Origin of the sequence: Cryobacterium sp. CG_9.6 (assembly GCF_029893365.1) — a bacterium.
Lineage (GTDB): Bacteria > Actinomycetota > Actinomycetes > Actinomycetales > Microbacteriaceae > Cryobacterium.
This window is the reverse complement of the sequence record NZ_JARXUZ010000002.1, coordinates 128435-144775: the sequence shown is the minus strand read 5'-3', so window position 1 is coordinate 144775 and position 16341 is coordinate 128435. Positions and strand designations below refer to the sequence as shown.

Sequence of the window (16341 nt, the reverse complement as noted above, 5' to 3'; positions counted from 1 at the left end):
CCGAGCGCCTCGTTGAGTTCGGTGACGCGTTCGGGCACGACGCAGCAGCGCACCCATTGGCCGCTTCTAACCTGTTGGTGCGGCGGAGCGGAATCGATGAGGCCGGCGGCCTCGGGCTAGGCGCGGCGTGTCGGACGTTATTCTTATTCATCGTCGACACGCTGGTTGCTGGTTTCGCGGAGTCGTTGTCGCAGCTGCGTCTTGTGAATGATCCAGCGGGTTCCGACGTGGTAGGCGGGTATCTCGCCAGTTTGTAGCCAACGGTAAATAGTGGGCTTCGTCTTGTCGAAGAGGACCATGAGGTCGCGGTAGCTCAGCTCGTCACCGTAGGCGGCGAGCACGTCGACGACGGCCGTGGGACCGACAGGTTCCTGGTTACTGGTGGAGTCCAGCCACGCACGAATTTCAGCTTTGAAGATGATCCAGGAACCGACGACCTGATGCGCCGGGATGATGCCGCTCTGAAGTCGGGCGAACACGGCGGGCTTTCCGACGTGGAGAATTTTGGCCACGTCGGTGGTGGTCAAGGTCTCTGGGTAGGTGTCCCAGTATTCATCGTCCATCAGGGGCGGTGTCTTTCATGTGAAAATCCGATTCGGATATGCGGCACACGGTCACTGGGCCGGACCGTGCAGGTGGGGTGAATATCAGCCTCGGTATCCACACCACTTATGGCATTATTCCAGCAGGTCACCCCCGCTTTTATGCCCTGAAGGCTGCGCGTCTGATTCGGGGTCATGAATACTGCCTCTGACACGACTCTGCGGGACACAATTTCATGCCGAACAGGGTGAAGTATTCCTCCGGATTCACAAACCCTGCCGACGCTGACGGACCGCCGAGATCCTCAACTGCTGTGAGAGTGTTCACGGCGTCATTCGTGCTGCCCGCTGTGTTGATTCGAAGGTCGAGATGGCACCCGGTGGAGGGTCCCTCGTTGCCGACGAGCGCGATCGGCTGACCGGTCGTGATGGCGTCGCCGACCTGTGCGGACACGTCGGAAAGTTTCATGTGCAGGTAGGAGACGGTGTAGCCGTCCGCTGATTTGATCGAGACCTGGTAGCCCGCAATGAGAGTCACGGTTCCGCCGGTGATCGCGTAGATCTGGTCACCGCACGGGTTCGGGTAATGCTGCAGATCAGCGGCCGGGTGCCAACTACTCGCCCCCGCGACAGGGCTCTCCCTCGGCCCGTAGTCGCCGGTCATATTGAAACCGGCGCTCAGCGGCAGAGCAACGGCGCCACTGCCGCAGCCACCACCAGCCGCACCATCTCCGGCGAGAGCGGTCACGATCTGGTCAGCTGCGCCGAAGAATCTCTCGTAATGGAACGGGTCGGCGTTACCCTGCACCTTGTGAATGGCGAAGGTGGGTGCAAGGTTCTGCCAGTCGGCTACGCCGACGAGGCGTTCGAAGAATGCCGTCGCGGCATGGGTGGGGTCCATCACTTCGTCGCGGGTTCCCCACGTTCCCAGGCTCCACTGCTGCTGAAATAAGCCCAGTGAGCTGGTGGGGGTACCGTCCGGGTTGGTGACGCCGTTCACATCATCGCCGTAGCCAACGTTCACGAGCGAGCTTTCCCCCATAGCGGTCATCACCCCGAGCACTTGAGCGGTGCGGTCCAGTGTGAGAGCACTCGCTGCGTTCATGATGTAGGCGGCATTTTTCAGTTGGTCTCCGGAGTAACCGGCGACAGGATCAGTGGGCACCGTCTCGGGGTTCACCGTGCCAGCCGCTTCGGTGCAGGCAGCAGTCGCTGCCGTGCCCGAGAACACGAGGATGATCAGCAGGAACACCGTCGCGACCAGCGCGACGGGCGCACCAATGAGGATCAGAGCGCCTTTCCCTTTGTCGTCAGCCACCGTTATCCCTGTGCAGGTCGGATTCGGTCAGCGAGCCACGGCACGGCCGCGCCTGGGCGGCTCAAGCTGACGTTGTACAGGCCCGCGTCCGTGGGCACCTGAACGATCAAAGCAACCTCGGTGGAGCCGTCCAGAAGGATGCCAGCACCGGTGACCTGGTGGACGGGGACCTTCGCCGGATCAGTTCCTTCATAGGCCGCCGCGCCCGTCTGGGTCAGTAGCGGGTACATGTTGTTCATCCATGTGGTGGCATCGAGTGTGGGCTGCCCGAAGGTCGTCACGACCTTCTCAGCTGCGGTGATCGCGTCGGCCCGACTGTCCGTTCCAGCTTCGGGCACAGGCAACACGCTCGCATCATCGGTGGGCGCGTCAGGCACTGCAGTTCCGGACGGCGACGACGGTGCACTCTTGGCGCTCGTCGACGGGGCCACGGTCGGCGACGCCGTGGCGCCGACACATCCAGTGAGAGCGAGGGCAGCAATGAGGGGCACCACGGCAACCAGGGTTCGTTTCACAGCCCGTCCGCGACCGCTGCAGTGACCTGCAGCCACGCTTCACGCGTCGCGGGGGCGAGAGCGTCGTAGCTCAGCGTTCCCCCGTCGACCAGTGAGGGGTCGTGGGGCACGTCGAGCACGGTGCGAGTCAGGGACGCAAAGTGGCTATGCAACCGGCGGTTCAGCTGCGGGTCGGCCACCTTCGATGGGGAAGCGAGAACGGTGACGGCGTTGCGCACCTTCTCTTCGTGGCCTTTCTCATACAGTCCGTCGACCAGCCATGCGGCGCTGGCTGCGGTGTCTTCGCGGATTGTGGAGACGATGACGAGCTGGTCGGCGGCGTCGAGGGCGGCTTCCCAATTGGAGGCGCGCATGTTGTTGCCGGTGTCAACAACGATGACCCGGTAGAACCGACTCATCGTCGTGTGGAGCTCATTGAACGCCTGGCCATTAATGGTCGACGACGCGGCCGCATCCTCGTCAGAGGCGAGCACATCGAACTGGGTGGATCCCTGCGAGCGAACATAGTTGTCGAGGTCGCCCACCCGTGCACTGCGGAGGTCGTTGAAGCGGTCAAGGTCGCGGAGCAGATCGACGGCCGTGTTGCTGTGGCGGGCGGGCTGCGCCCGCCATCCGAGCGTCCCACGGGTTTCGTTGTTGTCCCACGCGAGCGTATAACCACCGCGGTAGGTGCCAAACGTCGCTGCCAGTAGCAACGTCGCGGTGGTTTTATGAGCGCCACCCTTGGGGTTGATGACGACGACCGTTCGGGGTCCGCGCAGGCTTTGCTGGACCCGATCAATGGCGCTTCGGTGCGTGAGCTCGAGCTGACCTGGAGCGACCGAGACAAGGCCGCCAGTGAGTCTGCGCACTGTGCCCTGCCAGCCCATCATGGCCGGTCCGACCAGCGCGACGGGCCGAGATTGCAAAAAATCGTTCAGGGTCAATCGGGCCGCTGGACCCTCTGAACGCACAGCAACGTTCTCTGAAGGCTGAGCCGTGTTGAGGGCAGGCTTGGGGGCCGGTTGGTCGGCGGTGGGGGTCGCTGTGACCCGCGCTGCCAAAGCATCAAGGCCAGATAGTGCTTCCACGTGGCCGTCCGGGAACACAGCGAGCTGCTGTTCCCCGAGCCTGTCACGAGTGTTCAGACGAACAGGGCGGCCCAGGTCGTTGGCTGTTGCCGTGACACGCGTCAGAATTTCCGCTCGCACGGCCTGTTCATCCGCGCCGACCACCGACTGCATCACACCGTTGATCGCAACGGTACCCGTCGCGTCCGCAGCGACTGTGGCTTCAATCCTAGGAAAAGTGGGGACGGCGTCGATCATGATGCGGGGCCTCTCTCGTCGTTTGGAAAGCTGAGTGCGGAGTCATCGTTGTGATGACCGATCAGGTAAGCGCGCAGCTGATCGCGTGCAATCCGCCAACTCTTGCCGATCTTTAACCCCGGCAGCCAGGTAGCCACATCGGTGCTGGTGACCAAACAGCGAATGTTACGCGGCTCCAAATTCAGAACATGAGAAACGTCGGACACGCTCAGCATGTCGCCGTATCGGCCCAGCATCGAGTCGGGCCACGTCACCAACACTGTTATCTCGTCCACTCTCCGAGCGTAACCGACAGCGAGACAAATGAGTATGCAAAAGTGCACTTGCGTACTATTTAGGTAATATAAATACACGATGTCAGCAATCCTGAACACGGGGTAGAACTGGAGTCTATGTGAATGACAAAGAATGGATATGAATCATGACAGAGGGGAACTCCGTATGAGCACGAGCGCGAACCGGTGGCTCGTCGGCTCTGACCAGTCAGAAAACCCCGAATTTTCCACGCCCCTCGCCATGCAACGGGAACCACGCCACGGCGCAACCACTCCCCAAGCTGGCGTGCCGATCCCCGGCGCAGCTGACCAGCTACCGCGGCGCAAAGCCGTTTGGCCGGCAACGATCTGGTGGCTTGGCGTCCACGGCGGCGCCGGAGAATCCACCCTCGCCGCCCTCACCGCGGGCACCCGACCCTGTGACCATGCGTGGCCGATTCCGACGACGTCTGGAACAACGCATCGCGTCGTGTTGGTGGCGCGAACGAACTACGCCGGCCTACTCAAGGCGCAGCACGCCGCAACAGAATGGGCCTCAAACATGTTGGGCGACGGCGTGCAACTCGCCGGCCTGGTCCTGATCGCCGATGCCCCCGGCCGACGGCCCAAAGTGTTGCGCCACCTTGAACACGTCATCATCGGTGGCGTTCCCCGTGTGTGGAATCTGCCCTGGGTCGATGCATGGCGACTCGGCCCACCGGACGCGACGGCCCCGTTACCCAAAGAATTTCGTTCCCTCTTCACCGATCTCGCCCTCGCACCTCCGAGCGTTCCCGCTCACAACTGAAAGGCCCGACCATGACCGTCTCCCTCGCCGCCGCACACGTGCTCGCCACCGCCGGTCAACTGCTCACAGCACTTCCTGACCCAGAACCCTTGGCCCCACCCGGATTTGAAGCCGTCAGCACAATCCTGGCGTGGGCAAAATGGGTTGGTTTAATCGCAGCGATTCTGTCCCTCATCGCGGTAGCCGTAATGTTCATGTTCAACTCACGACGCGGCGAAGGCGGCGAGCACGTAAAGACGTTCGTCAGCATCTTGGTTGGCGTCATGATCATCGGCGCAGCAACGGCATTGGTCGGATTCATCTCCGGCTCCTAGCCACCTCCAACAACGCGCGAAGGAGTAACGCATGACGAACACCGAACAGAGAAGCCCGTTCTCACGCCCGGGATTCATCGCCGCCGCCATCGTTGTTGGGGTCATCGTCCTCGCCGCGATCATCGTCCTCGTGACCTCTCTCACCCGCGACTCGGACGCTAACACCGCTCAACCAACGAGCAACCCCACGTCAACGTCCCCTAGCGGCGATGCCGCCGACAAGAGTGTGTGCGGCCTACCGGGATTCGACACAGAGAACACGTTGACGAACGCTCCTGACACAAAGTGGGAACTGGTAGGCACTGTTGCTGCACCCACTGACCCAAAGGGCGCGGGGCCCGGAACCATCGACGGTGGCTTCCGTAGTTGCTACGCACACACTGCTGAGGGCGCTCTCTTTGCCTCAATTAATCTCATGGCAATGGGTACAGACAACAGACTCGCGCCGGAGCTTTCCAAACGGTTCCTCGTTCCCGGTCCCGGCCAGGATGCCGCTCTGGAAAGAGAAAAATCAGGCGAGAACGCATCGGATGACCAGAATTTTAGGGCGCAGCTCGCTGGATTCAAGATCAACTCCTATTCGGTCGACGAGACGACAGTAGATCTCGTGTTCCAGGTCTCCAGCAGCGGAGCACTCGTGAGCATCCCCAACGTCTTGCAGTGGTCAGGCGGAGATTGGAAGGGCGTCACAGATGCCGAGGGGAACAACCCCCTTCAGCCCGCTCAGGTAGAAAATTTGGGCAGTTACATCCCTTGGTCGGGGGCGTAAAACATGGCTTGTTCAATGTTCGACATCGGATGCGCCGTCGGTGAGGGAGTTACCAACGTCGTATCGAATGCGTCGAACGATGCGGTTCAGGAGTTAGCGAACAGCGTCCTGGAAGGTTTCGGGAAGGCTCTGGCGAGCATTGGGACGATGTGGGTCGCGGTGCCGACTCCGGTCCTGACCGCTGGCGAGGGTACGACTCGTCTCCCTACGAATAACCCAGGCTCAGAAGAGTTCGCGACAATCCTCGGATACGTAACCTTCATCGGTCTCACTCTCGCGGTTCTGTCGATTATCGCCCTGGGCGCGATGATCGCTCTTCGGAGCCGACGCGGTGAGGGGTTTCATCATGTGGGCACCCTCGGAGTGATCTTCATAGCGATCTTGCTTATCTCGGGTGCGTCCGCGCTCGTGGGTGGGCTCTTGGGCGCGAATGCTCCCGCAGGGTCGTCGACAACGGTCGGGTTTTTGCAGAACTCGCTCTGGTATTACGTCGGGGGTTTGGCTATCCTCTCGGTGATCATCGGCGGGATTCGCATGGCGTGGGAACAGCGTGCACAGCCGGGAAAAGACCTGCTGCAGTCGCTCATTACTCTCATCGTGGTTTCGGGAACTGGGCTTGCAATTATCTCCCTCGCCGTCACTGCTGCGGATGCGTTCTCGATTTGGATTCTCAATGGAGCTACGGACTGTGATGTGTCAGCGGCGGGGGAGTCCAATTGCTTTGGGACCAATGTTGCGGCGATGGTCGCCATTACAGCCAGCTCGCCGATCGGGCTTATCGGGATTCTCATCCTGGGCTCGATCGCTCTTTTGATGACCTACGTGCAGGTTGCACTCATGGTCGTGCGTGGCGGGCTGCTGGTCATTCTGGCGGGTGTGTTGCCGCTGACGGCAAGCTTCACGAACACTCAAATGGGCAAGCAGTGGTTCGGGAAGGTGATCGGTTGGACGATTGCCTTCATCCTCTACAAGCCCGCAGCGGCACTGATCTATGCCGCTGCGTTCAGCCTCACCGGCACGGATGCTTTTAAAGATGATGGCGGAGGCATTTGGACGATCCTCACCGGACTTGCGCTGATGCTCATGGCCCTCATCGCCTTGCCCGCTCTACTCAAGTTCGTCGCTCCCATGACGGGTGCTGTCGCAGGCGGTGGCACCGCGGGCATGGCGATGGCTGGCGCAGCGGGCGCGATCGGCGGCGACCTCGCCAGCGGAGCAATCAAACGCATGAGTAGCTCTTCGTCAACGCCCACAGGCGGAGGTAGCGGCAGCAGCGATGCTCCGACCGGTTCAGGCACGTCCGGCGGCGGCAAACCATCAGCTCCCACCTCGACACCCTCTGGCGCTGGCGCTGGGGGCAGAGTTGCCGCTGGTGCAGGAGCCGGGGCAGCCGGCGGTGGCGCGGCAGCTGGGGGAGCGGCGGGTGGGGCTGCAGCGGCGGCCGGGCCCGCTGCACCCCTTGTGATGGGCTCGCAGATGGCGGGCGCCGGCGCCAAGGGCGCGGCAGTGGCTGCAAAAAGCGCCGTGCAGTCGGCGGCCGATGATTCAACCGGACCTAGCGGTTCCTGAGCAGGAGGTTCTCGATGACAACGCAAAGCGCACCGCGCAGCTACGGCAACTGGACGAAACCGAAGACCGCTGGTCTTCTGGGCTTGGGGTCAATCGGCACGGCGATTCTGTTCGTTGGGGCCGGTTTCAGCGTCATCGTGACGATGGCCTCAAACATTCTGAACGGCGTCGTCACGGCGCTCATTTTCGGCGCTTTTCTGCTGACGGTCGCTGTCAAAGACAAGCACGGTCAAAGCCTGCTCATGCGAGCCACCACCCGGGTCGGGTGGATGGTAACCACACGCATGGGGACGCATATCTACCGGTCGGGGCCGCTCGGCCGGGCCGAGTGGGGCACAGTGCAACTCCCGGGACTGGCCGCGGGCTCAAGACTTTCGGAGTGGCACGATAGCTACAACCGTCCATTTGCCTTGTTGCAGATCCCGGCGACGTCGGACTACACCGTCGTCATCGAGACCGAACCCGACGGTGCAGCGCTCGTCGACCGCGAACAGGTCGACGTGTGGGTTGCCGAGTGGGGCATGTGGCTCGCCAGCCTCGGCGATGAACCCGGCATCGAGGCGGTGTCCGTGACGATTGAAACGGCGCCCGACACGGGAACGCGGCTCCGCCGTGAAGTGAACAGCCGCATCGATCCAGACGCCCCAGAATTTGCGCAGAACATCCTCCATGACCTGGTGAAGCAATACCCCGCCGGATCCGCGACCATCAAAGCTTTCGTGGCGATCACCTTCAACGCAGCCGCCCGCGTCGGAGGCAAGAAGCACACCCCCGATGAAATGGGCCGCGAGCTGGCCTCACGCCTGCCCGGCCTCACGCAAAGCCTGTCCTCGACGGGCGCGGGAGCAACACGCCCCTTGAGCGCACAGGAGCTCTGTGAAGTCATCCGCGTTGCGTACAACCCGGCTGCAGCTCGCCTCATCGATGACGCCAACGCAGCCGGTGAGGTGCCAGAACTCTACTGGCCTGAAGTCGGCCCCACCGCCCACCAGGCGAACTGGGACACCTACCGACACGATTCGGCCCTGTCGGTGACATGGATGATGAGCGGCGCCCCGCGCGGCAACGTCCCCTCAAGCATTCTGGCTCGCCTGTTAGCCCCGCACCGAGACGTCGCCAGGAAGCGTGTCACACTGCTCTACCGTCCGATCGATGCGGCCAAGGCCGCGGCGATCGTCGAGGCAGACGTGCGCGCGTCAACGTTCAATGTGCAGTCCTCGAACAAGCCCACAGCACGGAGCATGACCGCAACCCGCGCCGTCCTCGCCACGGCGCAGGAGGAAGCCTCCGGCGCCGGCCTAGTCAATTTCGGGATGCTCGTCACCGCCACGGTGACAGGCGCCGCCCATGAGGCCGATGCGAAGGCCGCGATCGATAATCTCTCTGCGACGGCCCGGCTACGGCTGCGCATCGTGCACGGGTCTCAGGATTCCGCATTCGCGGCCGCGCTTCCGCTGGGCCTGGTCCTGCCCAAGCATGTACGAATTCCATCTGAGGTTAGGGAGCAGCTGTAATGCCCGCCATCGATTCCACCCGGCGCAAAGCGCTGAAGGTGAAGCCGCCCGAGCGGTCCACGGCGAAACAGAAGAAGCCAGACACGGACAAGAAGACGCAGGTCCGTCGTCCCGGCCCCCGAGGATGGTTGGGGCGCGGTCGCGGCGAGGCCAGCGTGATCCACCCCGTGGACGAGTGGCGCGGAACGACCGTCCAGGTGTGCGGCATGCATCCCTTTTCGGTGGGAACAGGAACCCCGATGGTCGGCGTCCCGATCGGCCTGCAGCTCTTTACTGGAGCGACCGTGTGCGCCGACCCCATTTCCTGGTTCCAGGACGCCGGGCTCATCTCAAACCCCTCCGTGTTCGTGCTGGGACTGCCGGGCCTGGGCAAGTCAACACTCATCCGGCGGATGGCGGCCGGCGGCGCCGGATTCGGCAACCTCCCTTTGGTGCTGGGTGATCTGAAACCCGACTACGTCGACATGATCCGGGCCCTCGGCGGGCAAGTCATCACCCTCGGCCGTGGCCGCGGGCACCTGAACATCCTCGATCCCGGCGAGGCAACCGCGGCCGCCGAACGGCTGCGCCTGGCCGGTAAGGAGAAGGAGCGTCAGATGGTGCTCGCCGACGCTCACGGACGCCGACAAACGATGGTGTCGGCCCTTCTCACGATCCTCCGTAAAGACGCACCGTCCGCTCGCGAAGAATCCATCATCGACCGGGCTCTCACCGTGCTCGACGAGCGCAACGAGGGCGTCCCGGTGCTCGGCGACTTGCTGCGTGTGATTCAGGAGGCCCCCGCGGAAGTGCGCGCGGTGGCCCTGGACCGTGGCGACCTTGAGCGGTACAAGAAGATCACAGAGGAACTAGAGGCCTCACTCATTAGCCTCACGTCGGGTGGACGTTTGGGCGAGACCTTCGCCCATCCGACCGACGTTCCCATGATGCGCGATCGCCCTGTTGTTTACGACGTGTCCTCGATCGATGACTCCGACACCGATATGCAGGCCGCAATTTTGCTGGCCTGCTGGTCGGCGGGCTTTGGCACCGTGAACATCGCCAACGCCCTCGCCGACGCCGGCCTCGAGCCACGCCGTCACTACCTAGTCGTGCTCGACGAACTCTGGCGGGCGCTGCGCGCTGGAGCGGGCATGGTCGACCGTGTTGACGCCCTCACCCGGCTCAACCGTCAACGCGGTGTGGGCCTGGCGATGATTTCGCACACGATGAGCGACCTTCTCTCCCTGCCGAACGAGTCCGACCGGATGAAGGCACGCGGATTCGTCGAGAGAAGCGGCATGGTGATCGCCGGCGGTCTACCGGGCGCGGAAATGCCCATGCTCACCAGTGCTGTTCCGCTCTCGCGCGCCGAACAAGAACTCCTCACGTCCTGGCAAGATCCGGGCACGTGGGATACCGGGTTGGGGCGCGAATCCGACCCTCCGGGCCGGGGCAAATTCCTCATCAAGGTCGGAGGGCATCCGGGCATCCCCGTCAAGGTCGAACTGATCGAGTCGGAGCGCGCGATCAACGACACCAACAAACTCTGGCATCCTGCTGCCTCGTTCCCTGAACCCGACGAGTCGAACCCGATCAGTGGACGGGGCAACGCCGACGACGCCCGGCAGGACGTCGACGTCGAAGCCGACCGCACAGACCGCACAGACCGCACAGCCGACGACGAGGACAGTGCAGCGTGAGCGCATCAAACAGGCGAAACCAAAACGGCCTCGACGGGCAGACGATCATGCTGATCGTGTGCCTCGCGCTCGTAGCCGTGGCCCTGAGCACCGTGTGGGTGGCCGTGACGTGGGGTTCACAACTGGACGGGGTAAACCCCGACCTGACCAGTGACCCGTTCGGCCTGTTTTTCGGCGTGCTACAAGGCTCCGTGACCTGGTCAGCATCCGCGACATGGATTCTCGCAGCCACGCTCGTCGCGGTCCTCGTCCTGAGCGTCCTTGTCGCCGTATCGGTCTCGCGTGCCCGGCGGCGGCGCAGCAACGTCGACGGAGCTGCGACGTACATGAGCAAGGGTCGCGATCTTCGCGCGCTGTCGGCCACGGGCGCGAAGGCGACCGCGCATCGTCTCGGCGTCACGGACTGGCTCGGTGTACCCATCGGTATCACCGTTGCTGGAAGGCAAAAACTCTACGGATCCCCTGAAGATATGCACGTAGACATCTGGGGGCCCCGCACTGGAAAATCGACCAGCCGTGCAATTCCGGCGATCCTGTCTGCTCCAGGCGCGGTCCTCACCACGTCGAACAAGCGAGACGTTCTGGATGCCACGCGTGATGTGCGAGCCGCGGGCGGTGGCCGCGTGTGGGCGTTCGACCCGCAACGCATCGCGCTGGAAGAACCAACCTGGTGGTGGAACCCACTTAGCTATGTCACCGACGACGTGAAGGCCGCGAAGCTAGCCGAGCACTTCGCTACCGGTTCTCGTGCCGGCGACTCGCGCGCCGACCCGTATTTCGACAACGCCGGCCAAGACCTCCTGGCCGGCTTCCTCCTCGCCGCAGCCGTCGCCGGTCTACCCATCACCAAGGTATTCACCTGGACCACCACGCCCGGCGATGAGGCTCCGGTCGACATTCTGCGCGCTCACGGATACGACCAGATGGCCGACGCCGTCGACGGCCAAGTGAATGGCGAACCGCGACGTCGCGACAGCGTCTATGGGACGGCCGCGCAAATGGCGTCATGCTTGAAGGTCCGCGCGATCGGGCAGTGGGTGACACCCCTGGGCGGCAATGTGGCCGGGGATTCCCGGCCACAGTTCGACCCACACGCGTTTGTGCGGAGCACCGACACCCTCTACAGCCTCTCCAAGGAAGGCAAAGGAACCGCCGGGCCACTGGTCACCGCGCTCACCGCGGCGACCGTCGAAGCGGCCGAAGATCTCGCCACGACCCAGCCCGGCGGGCGACTGGCCGTACCGTTGCTCGGTGTTCTTGACGAAGCAGCAAACGTGTGCCGCTGGCACGGCCTCCCCGACCTGTACTCCCACTACGGCTCCCGAGGAATCGTCCTCATGACCATTCTGCAGTCCTGGTCACAGGGCGTCGAAGTCTGGGGCAGAGACGGGATGCGCAAGCTCTGGTCAGCCTCCAACATCGCCGTCTACGGCGGCGGCGTCAAAGAACCCGAATTCTTGAATGAGCTCTCCCAGATGGTCGGCGACTACGACAAGCACACCACCTCGACAAGCGTCGGGCGAGGGAACCGTTCAACATCCCACCAAGTACAGCGCGAGCGCACCTTGGACGTCGCGGATCTCGGAGCTCTGCCCCGCGGCCGCGCCGTCGTGTTCGCCTCCGGAGCCCCCGCCACCCTGATCGAAACCATTCCCTGGATGCGCGGCACCCACGCCGACGCCGTACGCGCATCCATCGCAGCGCACGACCCAGCCAGCACGCCGGCCGTGAGGCCCGAAGCGAGTGCTCCGGCCGAAGCCTCACCGGTTGGCGGGACCCAACCGTGGCTGAACGCCGCCCCTCGAACGGAGGACGAGCTGTGAGCGAATTCGACGACCTGCGCGAAAATGACAACGAGGAAGAGGAAGAAGCCGAGACACCGCAGCTGTTCTACGGCTCATCCGACGAATTCGTACGCGACCGGCTGCGACACATGTACTCGCGCCGTGTTGGACCCGGCAACGCCAGCTTCCGATGGTCGGCAACCTGGTGGCAGAACCCGGAAGCACTCGCCCGCATCGACGCCCTGTGGCGCGCGTGGGAACACCTCAGACTCGACGGCGCCACCGGGTCAAGCACATGGTGGATCGAACACGCCGACCACCACATGCCCATCCTGCTAAGCACAGAAGGTCCCTTCGCCAAGTCGGAGGACACGAACAAGCCCGGCGAACCGCTGCCCTACACCGCACCGCCGGAAGGGTTGTTCCCCGATATGCGGGTCACCTGAGGTCAAGGTGGCACAGACGGGGCCGCCCATGGGCAGGGCATTTTCTAGCCGTCGTCGCAACACCGGATTTTGGAGACAACGATGGAGGACAGTTCACGAAGCCGAAAAAAGGGTGCGAGCGCGCTCCCACTGGCCGAGACGCGCATTAAATATGCTCGGTTGATGAGTCAAGGAATCACAAACGCCGAAGCATCCCTACAGTTGAAGATTAACCGGCGCACGGGCATGCGATGGCGGTTTGGGCGAACAGTGAAACAGGGGCACGGACGGACGAAAACGTATCCGCCGATATCCATGATGCATGACACGTAGGGTTATCCGGTGTCCACGAAACGGGATTTCGTGCACGGGAGGACTATTCAGCCCGTCGCTGGGCGGTCTCGGCCCTAATCTTGCGATTGAGCTGATCCGCTAGCGCGGTGATCTGAGACTCATCGATCTGCCGGTGCTCCACCGTTCGAACATTCAAGAGCAGAGACCGCTGCCGAGTTCCCCCGGTCAAAAGCAGGGAGAGTGCCAAATGCTCTCTCACCGCGTCCGGAACAACGCTCAACTTTGCTTGTGTTATCGCCGATATGGGCAGGCGGAAGGTTGGCCCGTCTACGTTGTGCTCTCAAAAATGGTTATGTCAACCCAAGTGGGACCCACCGGGGCAATCTAAGCGGGACCCACTAAACCTTCTATTGATTTGGCTTGGGAGCGTCGTGAGAGGCTGAGGGCATGATTCTTGAGCATGCAATTCTTTCGGTGCGTGCTGGTTCCGAAGTGGAGTTTGAGGCGGCGTTCAAGCAGGCGCGTCCATTAATTGGCGGCCAGCCCGGGTTCCGTTCTCTGTCCTTGTCGAGATCGATGGAATCGCCGAACCTCTATGTGCTTCTTGTGGAGTGGAATTCCGTGGAAGCTCACACGCATGGTTTCCGGGCGTCACCGGAGTACGAGCTTTGGAAAGGCCTGCTGCACCATTTCTATGACCCATTCCCCGTTGTCGAGCATTTCGTCCAGGTGAAGTGACCGTCGATGCTGGCTCAGCCGGTTCGTTGGGCTCGCGTGTGGGCGAGGCGGTAGGAGTCGGTCCCGGTTTCGATGATGGTGCCGTTGAACGTCAGCCGGTCCACGATTGCGGCGCAGAGTCTGGGGTCGGTGAATGTCTTCGTCCAGCCCGAAAAGGATTCGTTGGAGGCGATCGCGATGGAGTTGTTTTCTTCCCGCTCGGTGAGGACTTGGAAGAGCAGTTCGGCTCCGCGGCGGTCGAGTTCCATGTAGCCCAGTTCGTCAATCATTAGGAGGTCGACGCGGCCGTAGCGGGCGATAGTTCGGGCGAGGTTTTTCTCATCGGCGGCTTCGACAAGTTCGTTGACCAGACGTGTGGCGAGCGTGTATTTGACCCGGAATCCTTTCTCCGCCGCTGCGGTGCCGAGGGTGATGAGTAGGTGGCTTTTTCCGGTGCCGGAGTCGCCGATGAGACAGAGGGGCTGCCCGCGGCGCACCCATTCGCCGGTGGCGAGGGTATTGATGGTGGCGGGGTTGATGTTCGGGTTCGCGTCGAAGCTGAAGTCTCCCAGCCATTTGTCCCTCGGAAACCCGGCCGCTTTGACGCGGCGGGCCGAGGAACGGCGGTCGCGGTCATCGCATTCGGCCAGAAGGAGCTCGGCGAGAAACCCTTGATAGGTGAGTTGCTCCTTCTTGGCCGCGGTTGTTGCTTCGTCCACGACAGCGCGGATCGTGGGAAGGCGGAGCCTCCGGCAGGCCTGATCTATGGCTGCGTTGGCGGCTTCCTCCGTCAAGCCCCTTCTCCTGCGCAGAACGGTGGTGATGGTCGTCGGAGTCGTCATGACACATTTCCCTTCTTCGCCGCGGGTGCGGCCTCACATTCGGATCGTTCAGGCAATCGCAACAGCTCGTCGTAAGCGGCGACCGGGGGAAGTGGTCGGGTGTCAGCGGGAAGACCAGCGATAACGGCGGCCGGGTCAGCGAGGCGACGTTGAGTAAGACTGACCACTCGTCGCTCGGGACCACGACTGTGTTCGACGCGGTGACGCTCCTGCAGGGACCCACCCAACGCTTCGTGGCGACGCGCTTCAACGGCCACGACATCGGCTGTGACTGCCCCAACGGTGAGCGCTGCCATGATTCCGGCGATGACATCGGCGGCGGCCATCGACCGGTGCAGCGGAAGAACGTCGATGAGGGCGCGCGTGCCGCCAGCATCACCGTCGGTCTTTCGGGCGGCAGCCCAGAACGCTTCGTGCGCGGAGGTGAACGCGCCAGAAGCGCGAGCATTCGCTAACGCTGTTGATCCGGGGAGCGCTCCGGGTTTGTATCGGAGGACCTCGAGGTAATGGTCAAGGTTCACGCTTTGCCCGTGCACGGCAACGACCCGGGGATGCCTCGCAATCTCGGCGCGCCCGTCAAAAATCACCAGCTCCGACGCACGAAGAGAAACCCGAACGGGACGGCCGATGAAACGCGCAGGAACCGAGTAGGACGCCATCCGCACCCGCACCAAACTCGACCGGCTCACCCGCGGCGTCAGCGACAATCCTGGTTCAAACCGTTCGAGCGTGATCGGCGCCAGCAACGGGCGCTCCACGGCGAAGTCCTGAGCAACCGTCCTTATCCGGTCGCTGATTCTGCGGCGCTCATCGTCGAGATCCCACTGCCGGATTCGGTTGTTGAGGTCGGCGAGAGAATCAACGATGGGCATCGGAGAGAGATGAGTGCGGCGGAACCGGCCGACTTCCCCCTCGACCCGCCCTTCTCGTGAGCGCCCTCAATACCTGGATGGCAGTAGAACGCATCGAACCCGTAATGGGAACGAAACAGCACCCACCGTTGGTTCTCGTTTTGTTGCCTGCCAGAGCCGTAGATGACTTTCACGACCGCGTCGGTGAGGTTGTCGTAACGAATGTGCCTCGTCGGGATACCACCGATATCGTCGAACGCGTCGAGGTGCCCCTCGAGGAACGCTTCCTGCGCCTGCGTCGGATAGACCCGGTGGATTGCCTTCCCGGAATGGGAGAGACGGAAGGTAAACATGTGGCACTTCGTCTTCACCCCAGCCAGAACCACCCACACTTCCCCGAAGTCCACCTCCGCTTCCGCGCCCGGTGCGTGCTCTTGCGGGATAAAGACCTCCGGCAGCCGGCCGGCTTCCACGTCAATCTCTGGCCGCCGCCGGCGGACATAATTCCGAACCGTTGAATACGACAGCTCCGTCGCAGCTTCCTCGTCCGCGAGGCGAGCGAAAACCCGCCTCGCCGTGTGACGTTGCTTGCGCGGGGCATCGAGGTCCTGGCGGAGCATCTCGTCGATGACGCTCTTGAACATGTCCAACCGAGGCGCCGTCCGCACCCGCGTTTTCCGGGACGGCGGTTCTGCTTGCGCGAGAGCCAACCGAACCGTTGGCCGGCCGACACCATGACGCCGAGCCAACTCACGTATTGACAGGCCTTCCACGCGCGCATCACGCCGGATCCGTGAGAACAACTCCACCCGAGACTCCATCCGAACCTCCACCTT

The 16341-nt window shown here is 62.8% G+C and carries 15 protein-coding genes and 1 pseudogene; 9 read left to right on the top strand and 7 right to left on the bottom strand.

Translation table 11 applies throughout. The annotated features are described in order from the left end of the window. Positions 1–143: 143 nt before the first annotated feature. From H4V99_RS16335 to H4V99_RS16315, 5 genes are all read right to left on the bottom strand, one after another. On the bottom strand, positions 144–563 hold the full coding sequence (locus H4V99_RS16335; protein WP_280680319.1) for a helix-turn-helix domain-containing protein: 420 nt from the start codon (positions 561–563) through the stop codon (positions 144–146). Positions 564–735: 172 nt separating this feature from the next. Continuing rightward, positions 736–1860: a M23 family metallopeptidase gene (locus H4V99_RS16330; protein WP_280680318.1), complete on the bottom strand. Its 1125-nt coding sequence runs from the start codon at positions 1858–1860 to the stop codon at positions 736–738. Positions 1861–1862: 2 nt separating this feature from the next. Further along, positions 1863–2375 carry a hypothetical protein gene (locus H4V99_RS16325; RefSeq protein ID WP_280680317.1) on the bottom strand — a complete coding sequence of 171 codons (513 nt, stop codon included), beginning with the start codon at positions 2373–2375 and terminating at the stop codon, positions 1863–1865. Further along, entirely contained in the window at positions 2372–3682 is a 1311-nt protein-coding gene (locus tag H4V99_RS16320) for a chromosome partitioning protein (protein ID WP_280680316.1), read from the bottom strand. Before H4V99_RS16320 ends, H4V99_RS16325 begins: the two co-directional genes overlap by 4 nt. Beyond that, complete coding sequence (locus H4V99_RS16315; RefSeq protein WP_280680315.1) at positions 3679–3957, bottom strand: helix-turn-helix domain-containing protein; 279 nt, start codon at positions 3955–3957, stop codon at positions 3679–3681. The genes H4V99_RS16320 and H4V99_RS16315 overlap by 4 nt, the downstream gene beginning before the upstream one ends. A 166-nt stretch (positions 3958–4123) precedes the next feature. On the opposite strand from H4V99_RS16315, the gene H4V99_RS16310 reads away from it, so the two are divergent. From H4V99_RS16310 to H4V99_RS16270, 9 genes are all read left to right on the top strand, one after another. Beyond that, positions 4124–4744, top strand: coding sequence for a DUF6668 family protein (locus H4V99_RS16310; protein WP_280680314.1), 621 nt, complete (start codon positions 4124–4126; stop codon positions 4742–4744). Between the two features lie 11 nt (positions 4745–4755). After that, a complete protein-coding gene (locus H4V99_RS16305) occupies positions 4756–5058 on the top strand; it encodes a hypothetical protein (RefSeq protein ID WP_280680313.1) in 303 nt (100 codons plus the stop codon). 31 nt (positions 5059–5089) lie between these two features. Beyond that, positions 5090–5827 (top strand): hypothetical protein, encoded by a 738-nt coding sequence (locus H4V99_RS16300; protein WP_280680312.1) that lies wholly within the window; start codon positions 5090–5092, stop codon positions 5825–5827. 3 nt (positions 5828–5830) lie between these two features. After that, on the top strand, positions 5831–7396 hold the full coding sequence (locus tag H4V99_RS16295) for a hypothetical protein (protein ID WP_280680311.1): 1566 nt from the start codon (positions 5831–5833) through the stop codon (positions 7394–7396). A 14-nt stretch (positions 7397–7410) separates the two neighbouring features. After that, a complete protein-coding gene (locus tag H4V99_RS16290; protein WP_280680310.1) occupies positions 7411–8910 on the top strand; it encodes an SCO6880 family protein in 1500 nt (499 codons plus the stop codon). Further along, entirely contained in the window at positions 8910–10592 is a 1683-nt protein-coding gene (locus tag H4V99_RS16285; protein ID WP_280680309.1) for an ATP/GTP-binding protein, read from the top strand. The genes H4V99_RS16290 and H4V99_RS16285 overlap by 1 nt, the downstream gene beginning before the upstream one ends. After that, entirely contained in the window at positions 10589–12415 is a 1827-nt protein-coding gene (locus H4V99_RS16280) for a TraM recognition domain-containing protein (protein WP_280680308.1), read from the top strand. The genes H4V99_RS16285 and H4V99_RS16280 overlap by 4 nt, the downstream gene beginning before the upstream one ends. Next, entirely contained in the window at positions 12412–12822 is a 411-nt protein-coding gene (locus H4V99_RS16275; RefSeq protein WP_280680307.1) for a DUF4913 domain-containing protein, read from the top strand. Before H4V99_RS16280 ends, H4V99_RS16275 begins: the two co-directional genes overlap by 4 nt. A 720-nt stretch (positions 12823–13542) precedes the next feature. Further along, entirely contained in the window at positions 13543–13833 is a 291-nt protein-coding gene (locus H4V99_RS16270; protein WP_280680306.1) for an antibiotic biosynthesis monooxygenase, read from the top strand. 14 nt (positions 13834–13847) lie between these two features. Here H4V99_RS16270 and istB read toward each other — a convergent pair whose 3' ends face one another. After that, positions 13848–14654, bottom strand: a complete 807-nt coding sequence (gene istB / locus H4V99_RS16265) for an IS21-like element helper ATPase IstB (RefSeq protein WP_280680305.1) — start codon at positions 14652–14654, stop codon at positions 13848–13850. Beyond that, positions 14651–16326: pseudogene (istA, locus tag H4V99_RS16260) on the bottom strand (IS21 family transposase). Before istA ends, istB begins: the two are co-directional and overlap by 4 nt. Positions 16327–16341: the final 15 nt, after the last annotated feature.